Genomic DNA, 26,097 nt, shown 5'->3' on the forward strand with positions numbered 1-26,097 from the left:
GTTGGAGCTGCGCGGCGGCGGGCGGGGTGAGTGTTTTCCGCGTGGCGTTGGTGCGGGCGTGCCGCCCGGCGGCGGGGGCGCCGCCCCCCCCGCCCCCCCCCCCCACGCCCGCGCCCTCGCCGCGCCCTCGGCCCGACCGGGCCGAGGGCGCGGCCGATATCGGCTTCCCTCGGTACCGGTTTCCTTTCGGTTTCCGGTGAACCTCCCCGGTGCATCGGCCACTTGGCCGGATAAATCGTTCGGCGTCGCGTGCCGGCCCGCATAGGGTGCTTCGGTTGTCGAGCCGGAGAGGTGGGTCGCACGTGGCGCCCGGAAATGTGACGCGGGATCTGTTGGCGGGGGCGGCGCGGGCCGCGATGGGCGGTGGGCGTCGGCTGCACGGGGTGGAGCGGCTCACCGGTGGCACCAGAAAAGGCGTGTACCGCCTGACGATGGACGACGCGACGTCGGCGATCGCCTATCTGTGGGCGGACTCCGAGAACTACTGGCCGGCGGCCGAGGGGGACGACGACGTCAGCGATCCGTTCTCACCCGGTGTCGGGCTCGACCTGTTCGAGGCCGCCCACGCGCGACTGGACTCGCTGGGTCTGCGGGTCCCGACGATCCACCTGGTCGACCGCGACCGCACCCACTACCCGGCCGACCTGGCCGTCGTGGAGGACTTCCCCGGCGAGCACCTGATGGACCTGTTCGAACGCGACCCGCACGCCGCCGAGCCGACGATGGCGCGTCTCGCGGAGGGCCTGGCAGCGATGCGGGGCCACCGTGCGCCCGCCTACGGCAAGGTCGACCTGGTCGACAGGGGCGGGACGTCGCGCGGAATGTCGTGCGAGACGGCCGTGCTCGACTTCGCGCTGCGCTGCCTCGCCGAGGCGGCCTCGCGCGACCACCGGATCGCGCGGGCCCGGGACCGGTTGCACGAGCGGCTGCACGAGCTCGCCGCGGCGGTGCAACCGCGCGCCGAGTATTCGGTCGTGCACGGCGAACTGGGGCTGGACCACGTACTGGTGGACCGTGAGGGCCGGCCCGTGCTGATCGACATCGAGGACCTGATGTACTTCGACGTCGAGTGGGAGCACGTGTTCCTGCGGATCCGGCTGCACGACGACTACCGGCGACTCGCGGTCGGCGGCCTGGACGAGGACCGGCTCGCCCTCTACATGCTCGCCCAACGACTGTCCCTGACGGCCGGCCCGCTGCGGCTGCTCGACGGCGACTTCCCCGACCGGGCGTTCATGCGGGAGATCGCCGAACACAACCTGAACGAGGCGCTGAACCTGGTCTCGGCCGAATAGGGATTCGCGGGCGACGCCGGCCCGTGCGGGGGTGGGGATGCTCCTTCACGGCGGCTCGTGGCCGCTGATCCGGGTGGTGCGGTCGGCGCTCGCCACGACGATGAAGGGGTTGGCGATCAGGCCGTCCTGGGCGTCGAGGAAGAGCAGGCCCCGGTCGCCGACGGTGAGGTCGGGACCGGAGATGATGATCGCGGTCCACCCGCGGGGGAGTACGTCGTCGGTGCGGGGCGGGTCGTACAGGTCGAGCGTGACCTCGACTTCGCCCCGATCCGGGAGCGAGATCGTGCCGTGTGTTTCGAGGATGTCCATCCTTCGAGTGTCGGTGGCGGGATCGGGATCGGTGCGCCGAACGCACACGGCGCGCCGGACCGGTCCAGGATGGCAGCGGCCCGACTCGCGCGGAACCGATGAAAGTTGGGTGTGACGGCGCGAAGGATGACCGTGGGAGATACGAAAGTCGACTCCCCGCAGGAACCGCGTGCCGCGCGCGGCACGGTGCCGGCAACATCTGCCTCGGAGGACGAAATCCGGCTGTCGACAGGGCACTTGAGGCTGCGACCGGGCGCGGGGCGATTTCGCGGCGGCGAATTTTAGCCGATCGGCACGGGCGCGATCACTGCGCAGGGCACGCCTCGTTGATAGCTGAGCAAAGAGTTCGCAAAGAACCTTTGGCTTCCCCTGCCTCTGCCGTCACTCACGCCTCTAGGGTCCGGTCACCCGGCCCATTTCCCACCGGTCGCCGTGACCCGACGGTTGGTGGGAGCAGGCGTCGGGTTCTGCCGAAACAGCTCGACGTCGTGGGCGCACAACGGCACCACAGCACCCTGATCGGCGTCGCTTCGCGTCCGGAACCACCTTCCGGGCGGAAGGGAGACCATCTTGAGTCGAGCGATACCCGGACGTGGCGGAACTCCGCCACGAGCCATCCGGCGATTGCGTGGCCCGGTGACGCTACTGTCCGTCTCGCTCCTCGCGGTCACGGGACTGACCGCGGCACCCGGCGTCACCTCGTCCGCAGCCGCCGCGCGTGTGGACACCACCAAGGCGGTATGGAACCCCGGCCCCGACGATCGGTACTTCAACCCCGTCGAGGCCGAGATCGGCCCCGACGGCCGCATCGATGCCGAGCAGACCGCCGCCGACAAGTCCCGCAAGGCCAAAGCGGGAGGCGGCAGCAAGGAACGCGAGGGCAACCCGCGCGCGGCATCGCAACTGCGCCTTCTCGAGGCCGAAGCCCAGCGCACGGGCAAGAGCCCGGAGCAGCTCAGGGCCGAAAAGAGCGGCTTGGCACCGGGTGCCAGGCAGGAAGCCAAACTGTTGACGATTCTCGTCGAGTTCAACGAGAACGCCAACGACGACTTCTCCGGATTCAACCGCAGGGCGAGCGTGAGCGACGCCTCCTGCGTGGTGGAACCGCCGGGCACGATCAAGAACGGACCCCTGCACAACACCATTCCCGACCCGGCGCTCACCGGGCAGGACAACAACACGCCGTGGGTCAAGGACTTCAGCCCGGAACACTTCAACAAGATGCTCTACACCAAGCAGGGCATCACCGAACGCATGCGTCCGGACCTGACCGGTCCCGACGGCAAGCCGGGCATCGACGTCTCCGGCTACACGATGAAGAACATGTACGAGGAGATGTCCGGCGGCAAGTACACCGTGTCCGGCACCGCCACCTCGTGGATCAAGGTGCCGCACTCGGAGGCGTGGTACGGCGCCGGGCGTTGCGGCAAGCGCGAGCAGGACATGGGCGGACACCCGAACAATCCGGGCGGCGCCGAGACGCTGGCCACCGACGCGGTGAACGAACTCGCGCGCAGTCAGCCGAACTTCCCGTGGGCCGACTACGACAAGGAGGACATCGGCGACGCCGACGGCGACGGCAACACGCAGGAGCCGGACGGTGTGGTGGACCACCTGGTCCTCGTGCACTCCGGCAAGGACAAGTCCACCGGCGGCGGCGCCGAGGGCAGCTATGCCATCTGGGCGCACTCCAGCGCCGTGGCGGGTGGCTACACGGTTCCCGGGACCCGACTGAAGGTCGCCAACTACATCGTGCAGCCGGAGGACTCCGGGGTGGGCGTGTTCGCCCACGAGTACGGCCACGACCTCGGACTGCCGGACCTGTACGACAACTTCAGCAGCGTCCCCGGTGGTGCGTCGGACGTCAACTTCTGGGACCTGATGGCGAACGGGTCCCACTCCGGCCCGCTGTTCCAGTCGATGCCCGCCCACATGAGCGCGTGGTCCAAGTACACGCTGGGTTGGTTGACACCGGAGGTCCTGAAGGTGGGCGACCGGCCCGCCCTGGCCACGCTCGGCCAGGCGGCCAAGACGCCCAAGGGCACCAAGCAGGCCGTCCGGGTGAACCTCCCGGACCAGGTGACCAGGTTCAGCACGCCGCACAGCGGCCAAAAGGCGTGGTATTCGAGCAACGACCAGGACTGGGCGGACGTGAAGCTCGTCCGCGACATCGCGGTCCCGGCCGGCTCCGACGTGAAGTTCCAATGGTGGAGCGACTACGTCCTGGAGGAGGACTGGGACTTCGGTTTCGTCGAGGTGTCCACCGACGGTGGCACCACGTGGACGCAGCTGGAGGTTCGCAACGAGGCCGGCGCGCTCGTGTCGACCCCGCCGGACTACCCGGACCCGAACGGCAACCTCCGACGCTTCCACAAGAGCACCGGATTGACCGGCAGCAGCAACGGTTGGCGCCATGATCAGGTGAACCTGACGCCGTACGCCGGCAGGAACATCAAGCTGCGCCTCGGCGTCGACACGGACGCGGCGACGCAGGAGAAGGGCTGGGTCGCGGACGACTTCTCGCTCACCAACGGCACCACGACGGTGTGGTCGGACGACGTCGAGCAGGGTGACAACGGCTGGACCCCGCAGGGCGGTTCGGTCGGCGCGGGCACCAAGGGCGCCGGCTGGGTCCAGAGCGACGGCACCTTCAGCCGCGAGCGGTACTACCTGCTCGAATGGCGCAACATGTCCGGCTTCGACCAGGGCCTGAAGTACACCTACACGTTCGGCGAGAACGGCAAGCGCGAGAAGCTCGCGTACAACGCGCCGGGCCTGCTGGTGTGGCTGCGGGACAGCTCGTACCCGAACAACGGGGTCCTGGACAACATCGACAAGTCCCCGTCGTGGGGAGCCAAGGGCGAGCTGCTCCTCGTCGACGCGAACCCGAACCCCTACCGGTTCCCGGACGCGCCGTCGAACTCGGCGGCCAACCTCGAACCCCGGGTGCAGTCGGCGAACGCGGCGTTCAGCTTCAAGGACACGGCCGGGTTCCGGGCGTGCCGCAGGGCGGGCGACCACTGCGCGACCTTCGCCAAGCAGGAGCCGGTGCGGTTCTTCTCCGACTCGCTCGGCTACGCCCCGGGTGCGGAGGCCACCGCGACCGGCTTCGGTGCCAAGGACGCCACCGGCTCGACCGTGGTGCCGGCGCGGGCTCCGTACTCGACCAGGGTGACCAAGGCGGACGGTTCGCCGGACTACGCGAACTACGGCAAGCCGTTCTTCTCCTCGGTGCTCGGTTCCGGAAACCCCGGATGGGACAAGGCATACGGCGTGACCGTGTTCCCGGTCCACCCGCTGTCGGGTGACAAGGGCGCCGTCGTGTGGATCGTGCCCGCACGCAAGTAGGCGGGCGCGCACGAGCACGGGTGCGACATCGGCCCCCACGACCCGGTTGTGGTCGTGGGGGCCGATGCATGCCCGAAGGGGCGGGCCGCCGTGCCGGCGGTCGATCCGGATCGCTCAGAGGGCCGGTGGAGCGGTCGATCCGTGCCGGCGCAGGAATGCGTCGACGAGGCCGTCGGTGAAGGCGTCGTCGATCGGTTCGGCGGTCACCAGGACGCGGTAGTAGAGCGGGCCGACGAGTTGATCCGTCTCGCTCGCGATGTCGAGGTCGGCGGTCAACCGGCCGTCGCGGATGGCGCGTTCGAGCGGAAGGCGGTCGCGTCCACGTTGTGCGTCGAGCCAGCGGGAGCGGAAGTCCCGGGCGAACGCCGGGTCGTGCTGAGCCTGGGCGATCAGCGCGCGGAAGACGGCTCCGGAGTCGGACCTGCCCAGGAAGTGGGCCAGTTGGCGCAGGTAGTCGCGCAGGTCGTGGGCGAGGTCCCCGGAGTCGGGCGGGGTGAGGTCCTCGATGGCGTCCTGGAGGAAGGCGTCCATCAGGACGTCGGTCTTGGTGCTCCACCACCGGTAGATGGTCTGTTTGGCCACGCCGGCCCGGGCGGCGATGCCCTCCATCGTGACGCCGGCGAACCCCTTCTCGGCGAGCAGGTCGTCGGCCGCCTCCAGTACCGCCAGCCGGGCCTGTTCGCTGCGTCCGTGTCGGTTGCCGTGGTGCTGCCGTACGGATCCCCCGGTGTCGTCCGCCTTGCTGCCGTCCGCCCTGGTGCCCTGCGTCCTGGATGCCATCTCGCCTCCCCTGTCGTCTCGTCCTGTGTCGTCTCGTCCTGCGGGTCGAGAATATTGCATCTAGAAACGACGAGACGTTGCGTCTACTCTAGGAGGCATGACCTACACACACACGCTTGCCGACCCGCGCGTCCGCACGGCTCTCGATCGCATGTTCGCGCACGCCGAACAGGACGACGCGGTCGCGGCGCGCGTCGACGCGGAACTGCCCGGCGGACGGGGGCCGCTGTCACCCCTGGAGCACGCCGACGCCGCGGCGGAGATCTACATGCCCATCTCCGCCGCAGCCGGAGCACTGCTCTACAACCTGGTCCGAGCCGTACGCCCGACCACGATCGTCGAATTCGGCATGTCCTTCGGCATCTCGACGCTGTATCTGGCCGCGGCCGTACGCGACAACGGCACCGGACGCGTCGTCACCACCGAACTCAGCAAGGACAAGATCGCCGCCGCGCGCCGCACCTTCGCCGAGACCGGCCTGGACGACCTGATCACCGTGTTGGAGGGGGACGCCCGCGAGACCCTCCGCGACCTGGACGGCCCCGCGGACTTCCTGCTGCTGGACGGCTGGAAGGACCTGTGCCTGCCGGTACTGAAACTGCTCGAACCGCGACTGCGACCCGGCACGCTCGTCGTGGCCGACGACATCGTCCTGAGCAGCCTGCAGCCCTACCTCGACTACGTGCGCAACCCGGAGAACGGCTACCACAACGTGACGTTCCCGGTCGAGGACGGCTTGGAGATCAGCTGCCGCCTCTGACCGACCACCGCACGGGCCCGCCCTGGCCGGCCACCCACCCGCGCGTGGCCCGGGCCCGCCTGCCGGCGCGCCGGTCAGGCGGGGAGGGCGTCGACGGTGGGGACGACGGTGCCGAACAGGTCGGTGATGGTGGTCAGCGCCGCGGCCTGGAGGGTGGCGGCGGACAGGACCGTGCCGTCGGGGGCGGTGAGGGCGCGGGTGGCGGTGGCCTCGGCGACGACGGTGGGGCGGTAGCCGAGGTTGAACGCGCCCTGGGCCGTGTGGCCGACGCACATGTGGGTCATGAAGCCGCCGATGATCAGGTCCTTGCCACTGCCCGGTGCGGCGCCGAGGTCGGTCAGGATCCGCTCCAGTTCGGTGCGGTGGAAGGAGTCGGGGAACTCCTTGACCACGACCGCCTCGCCGGCCACCGGGGCGACTTCGTCGCTGATGGCGCCGATGTGGGCGCGGATGTCGTACGGGGTGTTCTCGCCGCCGTCGTTGAGCACGTGCACGACCGGGGCGCCGGCGGCGCGGGCACGGGCCAGGAGGCGGGCGCCCGCCGCGAGGGCGTCCTCGGCGCCGTCCAGGGCCATGACGCCGGTGCGGTAGGTGTTCTGGAAGTCGACCATGATCAGGACGGAGCCGGCCGGCCTCGGCGGCTCGTTGTCCAGGCCGATGACGTCGCGCAGGGTCGTGGAGGGCTGGTTCGTGCTCATCGCGTGTGGTGCCTTTCGATAGGGGAGTGTGGCTCGGGGAAACGGGCGGCCGGGAACCGGGCACGGCGGAGTGGTCCGCCGTGCCGGGTATCGGCAGGGGATTTCGATCGGTCCGGAAGGTCAGTGGGTCCGCGTGCGAAAGCGTCGACGGTAGGCGGCCGGCGTGGTGGCGAGTTGCCGCCTGAACGCCCGGTGCAGGGTCTCCGCCGAGCCGAGCCCGGCGGCGCCGGCGACCCGGTCGAGCGGATCGTCGGTGGTCTCCAACAGGCGCCGGGCCACCTCGACCCGGGCGGCCTCGACGTACGCCGCGGGACCGGCACCGGTCTCCTGCTTGAACACGCGGGCGAAGTGCCGCTCGCTCAGGCACATCCGGGCCGCCAGTACCTCCACGGACAGGTCCTGATCGAGGTGGTCGGCGATCCACAGCCGCAATGCGTCGATGTCCCGGCGGGCGGAGGCGGGACGGCTCAGCGGTACGGAGAACTGGCTCTGCCCGCCCTGTCGCTTGAGGTACATCACCAACTGTCGGGCCACCGCGAGCGCCACCTCCTCGCCCAGGTCCTCGGCCACCAGGGCGAGCGCGAGGTCCAGGCAGGCGCTGATTCCGGCACCCGTCCACAGTCGGCCGCAGTCGGTGCGCAGGAAGATCGGATCCGGGTCGACCGCGACGGCCGGATGCTCGGCGGCGAGTTGGGCGGCGGTCGACCAGTGTGTGGTCGCCGTCTTGCCGTCCAGCAGGCCGGCCGCCGCCAGGACGTGCGCACCGACGCACACCGATGCCACCCGCCGGGCATGCGGGGCGGTCTCCTTGACCCAGGCCACGACATCGGGATCGATCAGGGCCACGGGACCGTCGTCGGTGACCTCCACCGCGCCGGGCACCAACAACGTGTCCACGTCGTCGCCGACCTCGTCGAAGGCCAGGTCGGCCAGCAGCCGCACCCCCGCCGACGTACGCACCGCACCCGCAACCGGCCCGGCGAGCCGAACCCGATACCCGGCACGGCCCGCGATCCCTCCATCGATCTCCTCGTTGGCCAGCGCGAACACCTCGGCCGGACCGGTGACGTCGAGAAGATCGACATCGGGAAAAACCGCGATGACGACCCGGTGCGAAAAGGACATGTCTCCATCCTCCCCAGCACCACCCATGACCGCAATGACACCCGACTGTCACATCCGGACATGCACGTCATCACCCACCGCACCGGCGACCACCCCGTATGGCGCGAGCGCCGGCGTCCGGCGAGCGGCTGGGACAGGGGAGCCGTGGGGTCCTTCGGCGAGCGTGGCTAGCATGCCCAAGACGGCTGACCCGAAGGGCAGTTGGTGTTGTTCCTTCAGACGGACGGAAGAGGCGAAGGATGTCGGACGAGCAGTGGATGTCCGGACGGGAACCGCAGGACGAGCACCAGCCGATGGTGGACTTACGGCTGGACATACCGCATTCGGCCCGGGTCTACGACTACCTCATCGGCGGCAAGACCAATTTCGAGCCGGACCGGGTGGCCGCCGAGGCATCGGTGGAGGCGTGGCCGGCCCTGCCGATCTCGATGCGCACCACCCGCACGTTCATGAACCGCGCCGTGCGCCATCTCACCGAGCAGTACGGGGTCCGGCAGTTCCTGGACATCGGCACCGGCATCCCCACCTCGCCGAACGTGCACGAGATCGCGCAGGGCATCGCGCCCGACGCACGGGTCGCCTACGTCGACAACGACCCGATCGTGCTGACCCACGCGCGGGCCCTGATGTCGAGCACCGTCCAGGGCAGGACCTGTTACGTCGACGCCGATCTGCGGGACGTCGACTCGATCATCGGCGCGCCGCAGCTGCGCGAGGTGCTGGATCTGAGCAAGCCGGTAGCGCTGTCGCTGGTGGCGATCGTGCATTTCGTCCTGGACGAGGACGACCCGCGGGGACTGGTCCGCCGGCTCATGGACGAACTGGTGCCCGGCAGCTTCCTGGTGCTGACCGTGTTCACCGGCGACACCGACCCGGTGGGGGTCGGCGGTGTCGGCCGCGAGTACAACGCGCGCGGCATGCCGTTGCAGATCCGGGATCGGGCCGAGGCCCTCGCCTTCTTCGACGGCTACGACCTGGTCGACCCCGGGGTGACCCTGGTCCACCACTGGCGGCCCGACCACGACGCCCCGCCCGTGCGGGATCGGGACATCGCGATGTACGGCGGTGTGGCGGTCAAACGCGCGTGACCGGCCCCTGCGGCCCCTGCGGCCCATGCCGCACAGGGTGAAGGCGTGTCCGGGTACCGGCCGCGCCGCCGTGTCGGATCCCGCGTCAGCCCTTCGCTGGAGCGGGCTGCGTGGGCTGTGTCGACCGCGTCGGTGGGGGGAGGAGCGGCAGGCCGGCGGTGCCGATCAGGGCGCGGCCTGCCAACGGTGCGTCGAGGGTGATCGTCACCGTGCGCGAGGCCATCACCATGGGGCACGCGATGCGCACGCCGTCGGCGGCGACCGTCGGCCCGGGTTTGCGGATGCCGACCACCGCCACGGCGACGACCCTGTCGCGCTGTACGGCCACCGGTCGGTAGTCGGACCCGCAAGGGCCGGGCCCGTCCGGCGAGCCGTCGAACCCGACGGTGACGGTGCGGCCGTCCGCGCCCACGGTCGCGGTGCTCCCGCTCTCGATCGAGCGGCCGAGGTCCGGCGGTGGGTCGTCGGTGAGCGCGAGGTCGATGACCCGTACGGAGGTGTCCGCGAACGTGATCTCCCAGGCCGGGACGGTCGCGGCGCCCTCGGTGGTCTGCACGGTCCGGGTCGTCGCGGAGACCGAGGTGACGGTCAGCCGGGGCGACTGCGCCGTTCCGCACCGGGACTTCAGCTCGGCCGGTACGGACTTCCCGTAGCCCTGGAGCGGTGCCGTGGCCGGGCGGCGCTGGACGACCCCGTCCGCCCAGCGCACCTCGCCGTCCACCGGTGTCGGGGGGAGGACCCCGGGTGCGGGCGGGGCAAAGCAGCCGTCGGCGAGCGCGAGCTTGAAGGCCTGGTTGTTCGGCTCCCAATTGCCGACCTGGGTGGGCAGGCCGCCGCGGACGACGAACGAGCGCGGCTTGTCCGCCGCGCGCTCCGCCTCCCAGCGGTCGGCGGCCTGCTCGGCATCCCGTCGTCCCCGCGCGACGGCTTCGTCGACGTCGTGGCCGGTCGCCGCGGGGGCACCGGCACCCGCACCGGCGCCGTCGTCGTGCTTCGCGTCGCACCCGGTCATGGTGGCGGCGAGCAGCGCGACCGCGAGGGTGACGATCAGTCGTGGTGCGGGAACGGACACGGTCCACCTCCGAGACGCCGCACACCCTGCGCGACGCCGGTGTGACGCACCACCCGCCCGGTGGGTTCCGTGGCGAGGACCGGGCTCCGGCGGTCGCCGGCCGGCGCTCCCGGGCCTTCGCGCGGCACCGGCCGCGCATCGCATCCCGACGAAACCCGGCAAAGCGGACGTCGTCACCGTCGGTGCCCCGGGAGGTCATCGTGGATGTGCCTATTGTTGTCCCCGCGTACGAAATCGGAGGACCGTTTCGGTTCCGTCCCACAGAGGTGACCCACACGTGACGACGCACTCCCGCAGGAGCCTGGGCCGCGTACTCGAAGAATTCGGCCCCACCCTCCTCGACCTGATCCACGGCGATCCGGACACCGTGGAGGAGATCGGCGGGGTGGTCATCCACGATCCGCACGACGAACCGCAATACCCCCAGCACGCCGTGGTCCTGGGCCCCGCCGTGCACGGGCCCGCCGAGATCGCCCGCCTGCTGCACACGCTCGGCACCCACGACGTCGGCGCACTGATCGTCCGCGGGCCGATCGACCCCGACCCCGTGGTCGCCACCGCCGCCGCACACGCGGGAGTGGCGCTGCTGGCGCTGACCCGGGGTGCGTCGTGGGCCCAACTCGCGGCATTGTTGCGTACGTTGCTCACCGAGGGCGACGTCGGCGACGCCGGCACGCCGACCCTGGGCGGCATCCCCTCGGGGGACCTGTTCGCGCTCGCCAACGCGGTGGCCACCCTCCTCGACGCGCCGATCACCATCGAGGACCGTCGCTCGCACGTCCTCGCCTTTTCCGGCCGACAGGACGAGGCCGACCCTTCACGTGTGGCCACCATCCTGGCCCGTCGAGTGCCCGAGGAATACCTGCGCATCATGGCCGCCCGCGGCGTCTTCAAGGAGCTGTACCGCAGCCGGGAACCGGTGTTCTTCGCCCCGGCCACCCTCGAAGAGGACGAACTCGGGCTCGCGCGGGTGGCGATCGTGATCCGGGCGGGCGACGAGATCCTCGGGTCGATCTGGGCCGCCGTGCGCGAGCCGCTCAGCCCCGAACGCGCCACGGCGTTCCGCGAGGCCGCCGAACTCGCGGCCCTGCACCTGCTGCGCCACCGGGCCGGCGCCGACTTCGAGCACCGGCTGCGCGCCGACCTGGTCACCACGGTGCTGGAGGGCGGCCCCGGCGCCGTGGACGCCCTCGACCGCCTGGGCCTGGTGCACGAGCCCACGGTGGTGCTGGCCCTGGGCCTGGCCCCCGGAGCGGGCGTGGACCATGCACAACTGACCGCCGAACGGCAGCGGCTGGCCGGAGCCCTGGCGATCCACCTCAACGCCGTGCAACCGCGCTCGGCCGTCGCCCTCCTGGGCGATGTCGCCTACGCCGTCCTGCCGGCACCGGGCGATCCGGCCGACGGACGCGAGCGCACCGTGCAGATCGCCACGAACTTCCTGGAGCGCACCGGTGACCGGGTCAAGGCGCTGATCGGCATCGGATCGATCGCGAAGGAACCCGCCGCGCTGCGCCGCTCGCGCACCAACGCGGACCGCGCCCTGCGGGTGCTCGTCGGCGGACATGTGAACCGGCGGGTCGCCTCGATCGCCGACGTCTACATCGACGCCCTGCTCCTGGAGGTGCGCGACCTCGCCGTGGCCAACGGCGACGAACTCGTCGGTCCGTTGGCCCGACTCGTCGCCTACGACGCCAAGCACAACACGAGCCTGGTCGAGACGCTGCGATCGTGGCTGGACGCCTTCGGCGACGTGACCTCCGCCTCGGCGAGCATGTTCGTGCACCCCAACACGTTCCGCTACCGGATGCGTCGGATGACCGAGGTCGGCCGGATCGACCTCCAGGACCCGGCGGCACGCTTCGCGGTCCAGTTGCAACTGCGACTGATGACCCCGCGCCCGAGCGATCCGACCCGCGAGGTCGCCGACGCGGTGTCGGCCACGGCCCGGGTCGAGGGGTAGCCGAGGCCCACCGCCCGGTACGTTGCCGGGCGGTGGGGGCGGGGTGGGCTCTCGGGGTCAGTAGGCTCGGGCGACGATGGCGATGTTGCCGGCTTGGTCGTCGGAATCGGGCACCGAGCCGTCCGCGGCGATCAGGCAGCGGACGGATACCCCCTGGTCGGCGAGGCGGGCCTCGCCCTCCGGGCCGAGCGTGGCCCACGGGATGCGGGCCCAGCCGGTGCCCGCGGCCTCCACGGCCTCCTCGATCGTGGTCACCTCGACCTCGCGGCTCGTGCGCCGCTCGCGGGCCTGGGCCAGGAGCAGCGCCTGGTCGTCCGCCAGCACCGTGGGCACGAGTTCGGGCAGTCCCGCGATCGGCACCGGATACTTGCTGCCCGCGATGCGGCGAACCAGCACGGCGGTACCGTCGGCCAGGTCCCGAGGCCCGACCTCGATCCGTACCGGCACACCCTTGAGCTCCCAGTCGATCGCACGGCGGCCGAACGGCGTGTCCGTACGGTCGTCGACGTGGACGCGGATGCCCGCCGCCCGGAGCCGCTCACCGATCGCGCGGACCTCGGCCAGGACCGCATCGTCGCCCTTGACGGCGAGGACCACGACCTGAATCGGCGCCAGACGCGGCGGGACGCGCAGACCGTCGTCGTCCCCGTGCATCATCACCAGTGCGCCGATCATGCGCGTGGTGGAGCCCCACGAGGTCTGCCAGACGTACTCCTGGTGACCGTCCTTGGACAGGTAGCGCGTCTCGAATGCCTTGGCGAAGTTCTGGCCGAGTTCGTGACTGGTGCCCAACTGGAGAGCCTTGCCGTCGCCCATCATGCCTTCGAGGGTGAGCGTGTTGATCGCGCCGGCGAACCGTTCCCTGACCGTCTTGCGCCCCGGCACGACATCCATGGCCAGGACGTTCTCCATGAACTCGGCGTACACGTCCCGATGGATGCGTGCGGCGTAGTCCCGGGCGTCCTGGTAGGTGGCGTGCGCGGTGTGGCCCTCCTGCCACAGGAACTCCGTCGTGCGCAGGAACACGCGCGGGCGCAGCTCCCAACGCACCACGTTGGCCCACTGGTTGATGAGCAGGGGCAGGTCGCGGTAGCTCTGCACCCACTTTGCGAAGTACTCGTTGACGATCGTCTCGGAGGTGGGGCGGATGACGACCGGCTCGTCCAGTTCCTTCCCGCCGCCGTGCGTGACCACCGCGAGCTCGGGGGCGAAACCCTCGACGTGCTCGGCCTCCCGGGTCAGGTACGACTGCGGGATCAGGAGCGGGAAGTAGGCGTTCGCCGCGCCCGCCTGCTTGATCCGGGCCTCCATCTCCTGCTGCATGCGTTCCCACAGGCTGTACCCGTACGGTCGGATGACCATGGTGCCGCGCACCGGACCGTTGTCGGCCAGTTCGGCCTTGGCGATCAGGTCTTGGTACCAGCGGGGGAAGTCGTCCGCTCGGGGGGTGAGAACAGGAGCCTTGGGCATGTTGCGGATGGTAGGACGCGGTCCGGTGCGGGCGCGAATCGATTTCCCCCATCGGCCGTCGGCTTCCCCCAGGGGGTGTACGAGGCCCGGCGCACCAGGCCCGGTACCCGAAGGTCCCGGGCCGCACGGGGTGGTCAGGAACCCGTGGTCGTGCGGTTCGTGGTGGGAGGCCCCGGTACATCGGCCGTCGCGTAGCCGGGCGCGGACGGTGTGAAGGTGTTGGTCGAGGGGCCGAATACCGGCCCTTGCATCGCCTGTCCCCGTTCGTTCTGGAACGTGGTGATGCGGGCGACCAGGGCGATGGCAAAGCCCGTGGCGACGATCTGGAGCACGAAGATCGCGGTACGCGCGAGACCGGCGGCATGGGCGGCCTCGGCGTCGACGATCGGGTCGAAGGTGGGCGAGGAGGTGTCCGGGTCCCCTTCGGGGCCGAGCAGGCGGAGGAGCCCCCCGGCCGTCTGCCCGACGACGAAGGTGATCCACCAGCCCCACACCAGAACGAGCCGCCCGGGCGTGGCGCCGCCGACGTGGGGCGCACGAGGGTCACTGGCCCGCCACACCTCCTGGGCGATCATCGGCGGGAACCACAGATTGACCACGGGGCAGAACCAACCGCCGATCGCCCAACCGCGGGAGAGTGTTCGGCCCTGACGACCGGGATACGCGTCGATGTTGCCGCGGGCGGCGTGGAACCAGATCACGAACACCACGATCAGGGCGATCTGCACGAACGCGTACGCGTGCCAGAACAGGGCGAGCGTGTCGTTCACGTCGTTCGGATTCCGGCTCGGCTGCCGGCCGTGCGCGATGTCGTCCCACAGCCCCGCGCGGTAGAGCAGCGAAACGACCGCGGACGCGGAAACGAGAGCCGAGACCCCCAACATGACGTAGAGCGTGATCGCAAGCCCGCGCAGGGGGCGCTGGATCGGCCGGACCGGGCCGGCCGGGAAAGGCGCCGGGTACGCCCAGTACGGCGGGCCCGGCGCGAGTTGCGCGGGTACCTGCCTGCCGCAGCCGGCGCAGGGGCCTGGGACGGCGGGTTGCCCGCCGCAGAATGGGCACAGCACGGATTGCGTTCCCCTGTCGACGACGGCGGGACGATCGCACACGCGAGTACGGATCCGATCCCCCTCGACCTCCCGTATCCGGCGAGGCGTTACCGGCATCATGCCGTGACCGTCGACCCCCGTCGCCGGCGGGTCGGGGAACTCCGCGCCGCCGCCGCCGAATCCGAAGTCGGAAGGGCTCGACCGGCCCGCACGCAGCGTTTGTTCCCAGAGTGAAACGCGCTTCCCGGCTCCGGGAGGGGGCCCGGCCCTCGGTCCGGCCGGGCCCACACGGATTGCGCCACCGGTCGAGCGACCGGCCGAGTCGCCCACGGCGCCGGGCCGGCCGCATCGGAGCAGCGGTGCCGGAACGTTTCGGTCCACCGCATTCGGCCCGGCACGCCATGCACGCCCTCGGTCGCCGGTGCTCCGGGCGGGCCCGGAACCGGAGGCGTCGGGTGGCGCACAAGTGACCTGAATTCGGCTCCCGTCGGTTTCCGCTCCGGCCAATGATGAGAACCGTCGGCGTGCACGGGGGCACGTGCCCACGACCCGTGTGTCGACACGGTTGTCACCGAGGGCACGAAGGGAGATCGCACAATGGAATTGCGCAATACGGAACTCCGCGTGGAGTCGGCGAACGAGGACGACTCCTTCGACATCCTCGTCGGTGACCTGGAGTTCGAGCTCGTGGACGACAGGCTCCGCCCGCCGACCAGCTGTACCCACTACGGGTACTGCCCGGCCTGAGGCCGAGCCTGATTGCCGGATGCCGTGCCCGCCGGGTGCGGCATCCGGCTCGTTTCCGGACTCGTCGGCGCCCTCCTGGCAGGGCGGAAGGATGATTCGCCATGGCCACCACGCTCCCGGGGCACGTGCTCGACCGCGGTCCCGTACTCGGCCGCCTGATTCGGCGGGTACGAGTGCACGGCGCCCCGGAGTTCTTCCCGCCCGTCGTCACCGACGGACCGCACGGCACGCTGGCGCCGGACCGTGCGCTCGGCGGCGGGCGCGACGCCGACGAGGTGGCGGCGCTCCTGGGGCAGGAGCGATTCGCGCCGCTGCGGCGGGCGTTGGAGCGGCTCGACGCCTGGTGTGTGCGGACCGCTTCCGTCGTGGAGGAGGACGTACTGGCACCCGGGTTGCTCGACCCGGTCGACTCCGGTGCGTTCGGGGCCACCCTGGGCGCCGTCTTCACCGCGTGTTTCAACTCCCCGCCGGACGTCGCCGACCGCCTCGCGGAGCAGCGCACGGGACAACTGTGCGCCGCGCTGGACCTTTTCCTCGCCCGACTGCGCACCGACCTGCGCTCGCCCGACTGGCCCCGGGACGCGCGACTGCGCGGCCCGGTCACCGATCTGTCGGCCCAGGGCACGGAAACCCACAACGGGGGATTACGCGTGTTGCGGCTGCGGCTGGCCGGCGGCGGGCGGGTCGCGTACAAGCCGCGGCCGGCGAACGGCGAGGCGCTGTTCCTCGCCGACGGCGGGCGAAGCGGCCACGGCGCGGGCCTGTTCGCCCGCATCAACGCGCTGCCGCAGGCGTCCGGACCGGTACGCCTGCCGGTGCTGGGCACGTGGACCGGGTCCGGTCCCGGGGCGGCGGGGTACAGCTGGCAGGAGTGGATCGAACCGCCGGCCGAGCAGGGCGCCGTGCGGGTCGACGGCCGCTGGACGATGACCGGTACCGTGCTCGCCCCCGAGGACGCGGCGCGGTTCTGGCGGCGGGCGGGCAATCTCGCCGCCGCCTGCGTCGCCTTCGGGATCTCCGACCTGATCGGCGGCAACATCCTGGCCGGCGCCAGGCCGCATCGCCCCGACGACGAGCCGATGTTGTATCCGGTGGACCTGGAGTGCTACTTCACCGGATTGACCGGGCTGCGTGCCACGGGCCTGCTGCCACCGGACCGCGACACGGCGGGCGACGCCGGCGCCGACCTCGGCCCGGAGGCCGATGCCGGTCCCGCGCCGGCCTCCGACGCGGATCCCGGCCCGGACTCCGCCACAGTCCCCGGCCCGGCCTCGGACGCGCGGCCGGCCCCGGCACCGGATGCGCGCGAACCGAGCCCGAACCCGCCCCATCCGCCCGCCGCACTCGGGGAGTTCCCGCCCGGGCTGGAGGACACCGCCGACTGGCCGGACCAGGAGGGCGGCGCCCTCGTGTGGCGGCGCTCGCCCCGTACCGGTGTGCCGCGCCCGGCACCCATGGACCGGCCGCTGACCCGCACGGCGGTCCCGTCGGCCGTCGCCGACACCGAGGGGCGGATCGGCCGGGCGCCCTACCTGCCGGCGATGCTCCGCGGCATGTTCGACGCATGGACGCTGTTCTCCCGCCACCGGGAGGCCCTGCGCGGTGAGCTCGAACGCGGCTGCCCCGGGGCGTACATCCGGATCGTGCCGCGCCCGACGGCCGACTACGCGCGGGCCATCGACGCGAGATTGCGGGGCGTGACCGACGAGGTGTACCCGGACGGGGAACCGTTCGGCATCGACGAGAAGCGGCAACTGGGGCGCTGGGACGTGCCGTACTACTTCTGTGCCGCCTCGGGCGGGCCGCTGCTCGCGACGGTCCCGGCCGCCGCGCCGTTCACGGCCGCGCCCGTTCCGGCCGAGGAGAGCCCCGAGGCGGAGGTACCGGAGTTCCCCACGGCCGGCCTCCACCGCTACCGCGACGCCGCCCTGGGCGCCCTCGGGCCGGCCCTGCGCGACGCGGTCGTGAGCCTCGGCACGCCGCCCACGGGGGAGGTGCGCACCCTGTCGGATCCCGCGCTCGGCGTAGGACTGCGGTGGTCCGACGACGGGGGCCGGGTCGACTTCGACTGGCCCCGGGCGGGCCGCCGGGTCGGCTACGAGTGGAGCGCGGGGGCCGTGCGCGTCCACCTGGAGGAACTCGCCCGACCCACGGCCGGGCCCGACGTACCCGCGGCGTCCGCGACGACGCCCGAGGTACCCGCCAGGGGCACGACCACCCCCGACGAACCCGCCCGTTCCGCAGCCACGGAGGAGGCGTCGTGAGCGGCCCGGCGGCCGGATCGACGGGAACCGGGCACGCGTACGCCGACACCGCGTGGGAGAAGCGCTGCGCCCACGCGTGGGGCCGCGAGCCGGTCCATGCCACCGGCGTGACCCCTCCCGTGAACGCGGCGGAGGCATTCGGTACCGCGGTCAGGATGAGTGGGCCGTTTCGGGCCGGTGCGCGGCCGCGTTCGGTGTCGGCCGTCCGGTTCTTCACCGTCGACGGGCGCCTGGCCGCCCCCGGTGCCCTGCTGCCCACCGAGGAAGACCTCGACCGGGACCGCTACGCGGACCGGCTTGATCGGGAACTCGGCGGGAAGGGCTGGCTCCTGACCATCCGTCATCCGTTCGTGCTGAACTTCGACCGATGGGCGCGCACCCGGGACGCGCTGGCCGGACTGTGGCGCCGGGCGGGATGGCCGGCGCTGCCGCTGACGGCGGAACTGAGCTTCGGCCACGGCTGCTCCGCCTCCGCGCCGGCGCCGGGTACGGACGTGTTGACCTGGGTGCTCGGCGGCACCTTCGGGCCCGGGGCGCGGGCGGGCGATGTGCTGTACCGTCCGGCCGCGAGCGCGCCGGACGACGCGGGCGAGATGTACCGCGACCGGGCCGCCGTGCTGCGGATCCTGGTGCCCACCGATCCCACGACCGCACTGCCGGCCGTGCGTACGGTGCTGCTGGACCTGGTGCGCCGCGACCCGCTCGCGGACCGAGCGATGCCGTACCTGCCCTATCCGCCGCCGGAGAACCCCGACGGCTCGACGCCGGTCGCCGGCGAATTCGCCGAAGTGGCCGACGTGCTCCGCCGGGTGATCGACGGGCCCGACGCGGAACTGGAGCGAGCGGTGCGGCGGCGCTGGGCGGCTCGGCGCTCCGCGGCGGGCCTGGAACCCGTCCCGGAACCGCGCCCGGCGACCGACCTCGGCCCGGGTGCCGACTCGCGGGTCCGGCTCGGCGCGCAGGTGCTTCGGGTACCCGAGGGCGCGAACCGCGAAGTGTGGGCGGTCAACGGGCTGTTGCTCCCGGTACGCGGCACCCTGGCGGCCCGGGTCCTGGCCGAACTCGACCCGGAACGCCCCATCACGGTCCGCGACTTGCTCGCGCGGGTCGGCGCAGCCGGCCACCCCGCCCGGGAGGACGGCGTCCTGGCACTGCTGCGGGCGCTGTATCGCACCCGCGCGCTCGACCCGGTCGACCCGGGCGAGCCGCTCGACCCGGGCGAGCCGCTCGACCCGGACGGGCCGTCGGCACCGAAGACGGAGACGCAACCATGAGGACACCACGGGGCGACCACCGCACCGACATCGCGGACCGGACCGGGGGAGTCGACGTGATCGACGGCCTGGACTGGGAACTGATCGCCGCACGCTACTGGGACCGACGTCCCGTGCTGATCCGACTCGCGGACGCCCCGGAGCGGCACCCGTTCCGGCCGGACGACGTATTCGCCTCGGCCGTGGCCGCCACCGCCGCCAACGCCGCCGGCGAAATCCCCAAGCACGTCCGGTTCGCCGTGGACCGCGACCTCAAGTCCCGCCCGGACGGCTGGCTGCCCCGCGCCGGCGACGGCTCGCTGGACGGCTACGCGCACCGCCTGGCCGAGCGCCTGGCCGGGCGCCGCTACTCGCTGACCGTGCAGGCGTTCCACGCCTTCCACCCCGCGCTGTGGCGGCGCGAACGAGCCTTCTACGACGGCGCCTTCCGACGGTTCGGGCTGCCGCTGAGCAGCGCGATCACCACGATGTTCCACGGCAATTACGAGCACACCCAGATCGGGGCGCACAAGGACCGGTTCGCATCGTTCATGTTCGCGCTCCAAGGACGCAAACGCATGCGTTTCTGGCCGGAACGGCCATGGACCGAGGCGGTCACGTCGGTACTGGACTACGAGCGGTACCTGCCCGGTTCCTTCGCCGTCGAGGTGCATCCGGGCGAAATGTTGTACTGGCCGTCGAGTTACCACCACGTCGGTGAAAGTGCACTGGACGAAACCCCCGCCACGAGCGTGAACGTCGGACTGCCGCGCGAGTTCACCCGGTCGGCGTTCGAGGTGGCGGAGTACCTGACCGAACCCACGCCCGAATCCATGCTGAGCGAGGAAATGGAAACCGCCGGACTGCCGGCCCTGGCGGGCCCGGCATGGGCACCGGCCGACCCGATCGACGGGGCCTCGGTGGTGGGCGAACTGCCGCCCGCACTGGCCCAGGCGGTGGACTTCTTCCGCTCCGGCATCGACGAGCACTCGCTGAACGAGTGGGTGGCGACGCTGTCGCTGCGCCGCTGGACGGCCGGCGGCTTCTTCCCGTCGCCGCCGCCCGCACCGCATCGGGCCCTGGACGACGAGGCGACCGTCACGCTGCCGGTCGACGAGCCGGTGCGTTGGCACGACACGGGAGCCGCCCGGATCGTCGCCGCGTGCGGACACACCACCCGCACCACACTCGATGCGCACACCCTGAGCCGCCTGCTCACCGGCCTGCGCACGTCCGGCGGGGGAACTCGGACCGGTACTCTCCTCGACCGACTGCCCACGGCGGCCCGGGAGGACGCCCGGCACCTCCTGGAGGACCTCAGCCGATTCCACGCCCTGCATCACTCCTGACCGCCTCGCGGCGGCCTTCGGACGCGGCCGCGCTCGCCGTGCTCGTCGTCCACCACCCGCCCGCCTCCGAGCCCGACGGGTGGTCGAACGCACGGCCGCCCGCCCGCCGGTGCGCCGGGTGCCACCCGGCCCGACCTCTCCTACGGGCCGGGCGCGTTCGGGTGCGGGGCATGCCCTACGCTGCGCTCTCATGTCGATCTTCAAGCGGTTTCGTCGGCCCGGGCCCGACGAGACCCCCGCAGGTCCGGTTTTCGTCGAGGACCCCGCCATGCTGGACCTCGAGGTGGCCGCGGCCCGCGACTTCGTGGTGCGGACCGGGCGTTTCGAGCCCGCGGCGCAGATGCTCGAACAGATCGGCTCCAACTGGGATCGGCGCTCCCTCTGCGCGCAGACCCTCGCCGACAGCGTCCTGAAGAACCCCGCCTGGTTCGTGGCCTGGACCCGGGCACAGCCCGATTCGGCCGACCGGCTCGTGGTCGAGGCGCAGGTCGCGGTGAACGCCGCCTGGGAGGCGCGTGGCAGTGGGTGGGCACGCGACACCAGCTCCGAGGCGTTCGCCGAATTCGCCCGGATCCTCGAACACGCCGAGCACGCCTGCCTGCTCGCGTGCGAAGCCGCCCCGCAGGACCCGACGCCCTGGATCACCCGACTGTGGGTGACGATCGGCCGTGGAGCCCCGCGGGAGGTGTTCGAGGCCCGCTGGTCCGAACTGCTCGCCCGGGACCCGCACAGCCGGTTCGGCCACAACAGCGCGCTCCAGTACCTGGCCGCCAAGTGGTACGGCTCGCATGAGGAGATGTACGCGTTCGCCCGCAAGGTCGCGGCAGCGGCTCCGGCCGGATCCCCGCTGGCGCTCCTGGTGTTGCAGGCACACGTCGAGTACCAACTGCGCGAGAACGACCGTGACTCCGATTTCGACATCGACGCGTTCTGGTCGCACCCCGAGCGTCGGGCCGACCTGGACGCGGCCCTCGCGGCCTATCCCAAGGACGGCGCCGGCCGCAATCCCACCTGGCTGCACGACCTCAGCATCCTGACCTTCGCGCTCGCGATGTCGGACCGATGGATCGACCTCGCGGTCCAGTTCGCGGGTGCCAACAACAGCGTCTACGAATACCCCTGGTACCACACCAGCCGCGGCTTTCTCGCCGAGGCCTTCCGCAACGCGCAGGAGGCGGTGGCTCCCCACCGCGACTGAGCCGCGCGGGCGTGGGTCCGGCACGCCGGCTGTGGGGTGGGGCGCCACGACCGGTGCCCCACCCCGCGATCCCACACCGGCGAAACGCGGTGACCGGTCCCGGCGTAGACTGCGCGGCCGAGTCTTGAGTGGTCCTGGAGGTGTCGGTGAAGTCTCGTCCGTTGGCCGTGTTCGACCTGGACGGCACGGTGGCCGACACCCGTCACCGGCTGCACTTCGTCGAGTCGCGTCCGCACGACTGGGCGGCGTTCTTCGCGGCGGCGGCGCAGGACGCGCCGCTGGAGGAGGGTGTCGCGCTCGCGAAGGCCAGTGTCGAGACCCACGAGGTGGTGTACGTCACCGGCCGCCCCGAGCGCTGCCGCCGCGACACTGTGGACTGGTTGCGCCGGCACGGTCTGCCGCGGGGCCGACTGCTGATGCGCGCCGACCGGGACCGCCGTCCGGCCCGCGTGGCCAAACCCGAGTTGCTGCGCCGACTTGCCCGGGGGCGGACCGTCGGCATGGTCGTCGACGACGACGCCCGGGTCTGCGAGGCGTACGCGGCCGCGGGATTCCCGGTGGTGCGGGCCGACTGGATGCCCGCCTCACCGATCCTGAAGCAGGCCCAGGAACAGCAGGGCCGTACCTGACTCCCCGCACGCCCCGAAGCCCGGCACCCGTCGTGCCGACGAAGGTGGAGCGGGACGTGCAATCGGATGCCGGCTCCGACCGGGTCGCCGACCCCGACCCGACGCGGACGGGTTCGCCGGCGGCCCCGCCCCGGGTTCGACGCGACGCCGCTATCCGTGCCCCGGGAACGGCGGGTCCGGGTCGTGTCGCAGTGCGTCCAGTACGGCGCGCACCGCCGCACGAGGTGGCGGGCCGCGGCGGATCGCCGCCGTGATCGTGCGGGTCACGGGGGTTGCGAGTTCCCGGGTGGCGACGCGGTATCGGCGGTCGACCGCCAGGCCGGGCAGCAGCGCGATGGACAGGCCGGCCTCGACGTGCTGCAGGGTCATCATGTAGTTGCCGAACCGGCACACCACCCGCGGCTCGAACCGTGCCTGACGGCACAGCCGGAGCGCCAGATTCGCCATGTACGACTGCGGCACGTCGAACGCCCACGGCTCCTCGGCGCAGGCCGCCAGATCCACGGCGCCGCGCCCGAGCACGGGGTGTTCCGGCGGGACCACCAGCACGATCGGATCGGTGGTCAGCGGCACGATGTCCAGGTCGGGCCCCAGCGGCAGTTCGTCGAAATCCGTGGTCGTGATGATCACGTCCGCATCGCCGACCCGCAGCGCGGGCATGCTCTCGTGCGGCTCCAGCTCCAGCAACTCGACGTCCAGGTGCGGATGTTCGCGCGCCAGCCGGGTCACCGCCGGTACCGCCATGCTGTGGATCGCGCTCTGGAACGCCCCCAGCCGCACCAGCCCGGCGGGTTCCTCGCCGAACCCGCGCAGTTCCTCCTCGACGCCGTCCATGTGGTCGAGGATCGCCCGCGCCCGCCGGGCGAGGATCAGCCCGGCCGAGGTCAGCCGCACTCGGCGTCCCGTTCGTTCCAGGAGCTGGGTGTGCGTCTCCGCCTCCAGCACGGCGAGCTGCTGGGAGACGCTGGACGGGCTCAGGTTGGCGGCCTGGGCGACCGCACGGACGGTGCCCAGCGTGTCCAGTTGGCTCAGCAGCCGTAGCCGCCAGGGATTCATCACCTACCGATTATTGTGCGGTTTTCCCGAACAGGACAGCCGGAATCGTGAGCTGGACGTGTTGCTCGGACGCGACCTACCGTCGAAGACATGGCTGCTTCGACCCCCGCCCCGGCGTCCACCGAAACCTTCTGGACCGATGCCGAGAGGCATCTCGTCCGCTACGGCGGCGAGTTCACCCGCGAGATCATCGACCATGCCGCCGGGAGCTTCGTGTTCACCGCGGACGGCCGGAAGATCCTCGACTTCACCTCCGGCCAGATGAGCGCGATCCTGGGCCACTCGCACCCGGAGATCGTCGCGACCGTGCGGCGACAGGTGGCCACCCTCGACCACCTCTACAGCGGCATGCTCAGCCGCCCGGTGGTCGACCTCGCCCGGCGGCTGGCCGACACGCTGCCCGCGCCGCTGGAGAAGGTACTGCTGCTGACGACCGGCGCCGAGTCGAACGAGGCCGCGATCCGGATGGCCAAGCTGGTCACCGGCAGGCACGAGATCGTCTCGTTCGCGCGGTCCTGGCACGGCATGACGCAGGCCGCCGCGTCCGCCACCTACAGCGCGGGACGCAAGGGCTACGGCCCCGGTGCGCCGGGCAACTTCGCCATCCCGGTGCCGAACACCTACCGGCCCGACCTGACCACGGCGGACGGCTCCCTGGACTGGCAGCGCCAGTTGGACCTCGCCTTCGACCTGATCGACGCCCAGTCGACCGGCAGCCTGGCCGCGTGCCTGGTCGAGCCGATTCTCAGCTCGGGCGGAGTCGTCGAGCCGCCGGCCGGATACTTCGCGGCCCTGCGCGACAAATGCCGGGAGCGCGGCATGCTGCTGATCCTGGACGAGGCGCAGACCGGCCTGTGCCGTACCGGGTCCTGGTACGCCTTCGAGCGCGACGGCGTCGTCCCCGACATCCTGACGCTGTCCAAGACGCTCGGCGCGGGACTGCCGCTCGCGGCCGTGGTCACCAGCGCCGAGATCGAGCAGGAGGCGTACGAGCGCGGGTACCTGTTCTTCACCACGCACGTCGCCGATCCGCTGCCGGCCGCGGTCGGCAACACCGTTCTCGACGTCCTGATCCGCGAGCGGCTCGACGAGCGCGCGCGCTCGCTCGGCGGGTTCCTGCGCCGCGGCCTGACCGAACTCGCCGCGCGCCACGCGGTCGTGGCCGACATCCGCGGCCGGGGCCTGCTGGCCGGACTCGAACTCGCCGTCGACGGCGAGGCGAAGCGCAGCACGGACGAACTGGGCGCACGCATCACCCGGCGCTGCCTCGAACTCGGCCTGCACATGAACATCGTGCAACTCCCCGGCATGGGCGGAGTCTTCCGGATCGCCCCACCCCTGACCGCCACGGAGGAGGAACTCTCCCTCGGCCTGACCATCCTGGACGAGGCGATAGGCGACGCCTGCGCCACCCTTTGAGCACGCCGCCACCCGCGGGCGGGCGGTCCGGCTCGGGGTCAGGTCGGGATGTGGGCGCGGACGGTGGCTCGGGTGTGGGGGCCCAGTGCGTTCGTGCCGGTGACGCGCAGGGTTGTCTCGCCGTCGTGTACGGCGGTCACCTCGCCGTCGAGGGTGAGGGTGTCTCCCGTGTGGTTGGGGGCGAGCAGGCGCAGGTCGACCTCCAGGAGCCGGGTGGCCGGGCCGCCCCAGTCGGTGACCACACCGCCGACGAGACCGGTGGTGGCGAGGATGTTGGTGAAGATGCCGGGACGCCGGAGCGAGCCGCGTGTCCAGTCGGCGTCGTGGTGGGCGGCGTAGAAGTCCCCCGTGGCGAAGGCGGTCGCGATCACGAACGTGGGGGTGATCGGGATCGTGGTGACGGGGGTGCGGTCGCCCACCCGCGGGGCCGCCGCGAGCGGGCGGCAGGTGCGGCCGCTCGCGGGTGTCGGCGGCGGAGGATCCGCGGCGGCGGCCGGCGCGGCGGCGGGTCGGTCTTCCGGTGTGCGGAAGCACAGTACGGTCCAGTCGACCGTGGCCACGTCCGCCTCGTCCCCGTTCCGGAAGGTCATCCGGGTGGTGACGAAGTATCCGGCGCCCAACGCCGTCTGCTTGCGCGCCGACACCGTCGTGAGCACGCTCTCGCACGTGAGGTGGTCTCCGACGGCCGCCTCGCGGTGGTACTCCTGCCGGCATCGGGTCGCCGCGCGGGCGGCGTACCCGTGCGCGGTGAGCAGGCGATGTACGGCCGCGGCGGGGTTGTCGGCGCCCTTCCCGTCCGCCCTGTCGGTCGCCGACGGCCCGTCGTTCGCCGCTTGCCCGCCCAGGTACGGCGCATACCCGGGCACCTGCGGCAACGTGGCGGCCAGGGCCGACAGCCGGGGCATGGTCCAGGCCTGGACCATGGTCGGCGGTGCGACGATCCCGGCCCTCCCGGTCGCGGCGGCGGCGCCCGCGTCGCGGTAGACGGGGTTGGGGTCGCCGAGGGCGTCGGCCCACATGTCGAGCATGGGCGCGTTGACCGCGTACCGGGCGCGCACGACGGACGCGGTGCCCCGGAGCACGCACTCCTGGAGCCTGCGATCCAGTTCCACGGTGTCGGTCGTCATGCCCGCCTCGCCTTCCGGACGATCGCCAGGTTGCCGTCGCACACCCTATCGATATGCTTGACATTGACAAGCGTCGGGTGTCCGGCCGCGGGACGGCC

At 71.8% G+C, this 26,097-nt stretch carries 21 protein-coding genes; 12 read left to right on the forward strand and 9 right to left on the reverse strand.

Annotated features, from left to right (window positions below):
* Positions 1-356 precede the first annotated feature (356 nt).
* Positions 357-1,295, forward strand: a complete 939-nt coding sequence (locus ACIBM5_RS28600; RefSeq protein WP_396009544.1) for a phosphotransferase family protein — start codon at positions 357-359, stop codon at positions 1,293-1,295.
* Positions 1,296-1,340: 45 nt separating this feature from the next.
* Here the strand turns inward: ACIBM5_RS28600 and ACIBM5_RS28605 are convergent, their stop codons facing one another.
* A complete protein-coding gene (locus ACIBM5_RS28605) occupies positions 1,341-1,604 on the reverse strand; it encodes a hypothetical protein (protein ID WP_396009392.1) in 264 nt (87 codons plus the stop codon).
* Between the two features lie 636 nt (positions 1,605-2,240).
* Between ACIBM5_RS28605 and ACIBM5_RS28610 the strand changes: the two genes are divergently transcribed.
* Complete coding sequence (locus tag ACIBM5_RS28610) at positions 2,241-4,952, forward strand: immune inhibitor A domain-containing protein (protein ID WP_396009393.1); 2,712 nt, start codon at positions 2,241-2,243, stop codon at positions 4,950-4,952.
* 114 nt (positions 4,953-5,066) lie between these two features.
* Here the strand turns inward: ACIBM5_RS28610 and ACIBM5_RS28615 are convergent, their stop codons facing one another.
* Complete coding sequence (locus tag ACIBM5_RS28615; protein ID WP_396009394.1) at positions 5,067-5,732, reverse strand: TetR/AcrR family transcriptional regulator; 666 nt, start codon at positions 5,730-5,732, stop codon at positions 5,067-5,069.
* Positions 5,733-5,829: 97 nt separating this feature from the next.
* On the opposite strand from ACIBM5_RS28615, the gene ACIBM5_RS28620 reads away from it, so the two are divergent.
* A complete protein-coding gene (locus ACIBM5_RS28620) occupies positions 5,830-6,492 on the forward strand; it encodes an O-methyltransferase (protein ID WP_396009395.1) in 663 nt (220 codons plus the stop codon).
* Positions 6,493-6,566: 74 nt separating this feature from the next.
* Here ACIBM5_RS28620 and ACIBM5_RS28625 read toward each other — a convergent pair whose 3' ends face one another.
* Together ACIBM5_RS28625 and ACIBM5_RS28630 are read right to left on the reverse strand one after the other, a co-directional pair.
* Positions 6,567-7,190, reverse strand: coding sequence for an isochorismatase family protein (locus ACIBM5_RS28625; RefSeq protein WP_396009396.1), 624 nt, complete (start codon positions 7,188-7,190; stop codon positions 6,567-6,569).
* Between the two features lie 120 nt (positions 7,191-7,310).
* A complete protein-coding gene (locus tag ACIBM5_RS28630; RefSeq protein ID WP_396009397.1) occupies positions 7,311-8,315 on the reverse strand; it encodes a GlxA family transcriptional regulator in 1,005 nt (334 codons plus the stop codon).
* A gap of 239 nt (positions 8,316-8,554) precedes the next feature.
* Between ACIBM5_RS28630 and ACIBM5_RS28635 the strand changes: the two genes are divergently transcribed.
* On the forward strand, positions 8,555-9,403 hold the full coding sequence (locus ACIBM5_RS28635) for an SAM-dependent methyltransferase (protein WP_396009398.1): 849 nt from the start codon (positions 8,555-8,557) through the stop codon (positions 9,401-9,403).
* 85 nt (positions 9,404-9,488) lie between these two features.
* On the opposite strand, the gene ACIBM5_RS28640 is transcribed toward ACIBM5_RS28635, so the two are convergent.
* On the reverse strand, positions 9,489-10,475 hold the full coding sequence (locus ACIBM5_RS28640; protein WP_396009399.1) for a hypothetical protein: 987 nt from the start codon (positions 10,473-10,475) through the stop codon (positions 9,489-9,491).
* A 277-nt stretch (positions 10,476-10,752) separates the two neighbouring features.
* On the opposite strand from ACIBM5_RS28640, the gene ACIBM5_RS28645 reads away from it, so the two are divergent.
* Entirely contained in the window at positions 10,753-12,438 is a 1,686-nt protein-coding gene (locus ACIBM5_RS28645; protein WP_396009400.1) for a PucR family transcriptional regulator, read from the forward strand.
* 57 nt (positions 12,439-12,495) lie between these two features.
* Here the strand turns inward: ACIBM5_RS28645 and proS are convergent, their stop codons facing one another.
* Both proS and ACIBM5_RS28655 read right to left on the reverse strand, forming a co-directional pair.
* Positions 12,496-13,908, reverse strand: coding sequence for a proline--tRNA ligase (gene proS, locus ACIBM5_RS28650; protein WP_396009401.1), 1,413 nt, complete (start codon positions 13,906-13,908; stop codon positions 12,496-12,498).
* Positions 13,909-14,042: 134 nt separating this feature from the next.
* A complete protein-coding gene (locus tag ACIBM5_RS28655) occupies positions 14,043-14,792 on the reverse strand; it encodes a DUF4328 domain-containing protein (RefSeq protein WP_396009402.1) in 750 nt (249 codons plus the stop codon).
* A 762-nt stretch (positions 14,793-15,554) separates the two neighbouring features.
* Here ACIBM5_RS28655 and ACIBM5_RS28660 point away from each other — a divergent pair.
* The 6 genes from ACIBM5_RS28660 (at position 15,555) to ACIBM5_RS28685 (ending at position 22,397) form a co-directional block, all read left to right on the forward strand.
* Positions 15,555-15,704: a hypothetical protein gene (locus ACIBM5_RS28660; RefSeq protein WP_391584599.1), complete on the forward strand. Its 150-nt coding sequence runs from the start codon at positions 15,555-15,557 to the stop codon at positions 15,702-15,704.
* A gap of 101 nt (positions 15,705-15,805) precedes the next feature.
* On the forward strand, positions 15,806-17,968 hold the full coding sequence (locus ACIBM5_RS28665) for a DUF4135 domain-containing protein (protein WP_396009403.1): 2,163 nt from the start codon (positions 15,806-15,808) through the stop codon (positions 17,966-17,968).
* Positions 17,965-19,242: a hypothetical protein gene (locus tag ACIBM5_RS28670; protein WP_396009404.1), complete on the forward strand. Its 1,278-nt coding sequence runs from the start codon at positions 17,965-17,967 to the stop codon at positions 19,240-19,242. Before ACIBM5_RS28665 ends, ACIBM5_RS28670 begins: the two co-directional genes overlap by 4 nt.
* The gene (locus ACIBM5_RS28675; protein WP_396009405.1) at positions 19,239-20,570 is read left to right on the forward strand and encodes a cupin; all 1,332 of its coding nucleotides are present in this window, start codon (positions 19,239-19,241) and stop codon (positions 20,568-20,570) included. Before ACIBM5_RS28670 ends, ACIBM5_RS28675 begins: the two co-directional genes overlap by 4 nt.
* 190 nt (positions 20,571-20,760) lie before the next feature.
* Positions 20,761-21,768, forward strand: coding sequence for a DUF4034 domain-containing protein (locus ACIBM5_RS28680; protein WP_396009406.1), 1,008 nt, complete (start codon positions 20,761-20,763; stop codon positions 21,766-21,768).
* A gap of 146 nt (positions 21,769-21,914) precedes the next feature.
* Positions 21,915-22,397 (forward strand): hypothetical protein, encoded by a 483-nt coding sequence (locus ACIBM5_RS28685; RefSeq protein ID WP_396009407.1) that lies wholly within the window; start codon positions 21,915-21,917, stop codon positions 22,395-22,397.
* A 150-nt stretch (positions 22,398-22,547) separates the two neighbouring features.
* On the opposite strand, the gene ACIBM5_RS28690 is transcribed toward ACIBM5_RS28685, so the two are convergent.
* A complete protein-coding gene (locus tag ACIBM5_RS28690; protein WP_396009408.1) occupies positions 22,548-23,456 on the reverse strand; it encodes a LysR substrate-binding domain-containing protein in 909 nt (302 codons plus the stop codon).
* 87 nt (positions 23,457-23,543) lie between these two features.
* On the opposite strand from ACIBM5_RS28690, the gene ACIBM5_RS28695 reads away from it, so the two are divergent.
* Positions 23,544-24,872, forward strand: coding sequence for an aspartate aminotransferase family protein (locus ACIBM5_RS28695; protein WP_396009409.1), 1,329 nt, complete (start codon positions 23,544-23,546; stop codon positions 24,870-24,872).
* Between the two features lie 38 nt (positions 24,873-24,910).
* Here the strand turns inward: ACIBM5_RS28695 and ACIBM5_RS28700 are convergent, their stop codons facing one another.
* On the reverse strand, positions 24,911-25,999 hold the full coding sequence (locus ACIBM5_RS28700) for a MaoC family dehydratase N-terminal domain-containing protein (RefSeq protein ID WP_396009410.1): 1,089 nt from the start codon (positions 25,997-25,999) through the stop codon (positions 24,911-24,913).
* Positions 26,000-26,097: the final 98 nt, after the last annotated feature.

It is taken from the genome of Embleya sp. NPDC050493, from assembly GCF_044458105.1.
Lineage (GTDB): Bacteria > Actinomycetota > Actinomycetes > Streptomycetales > Streptomycetaceae > Embleya.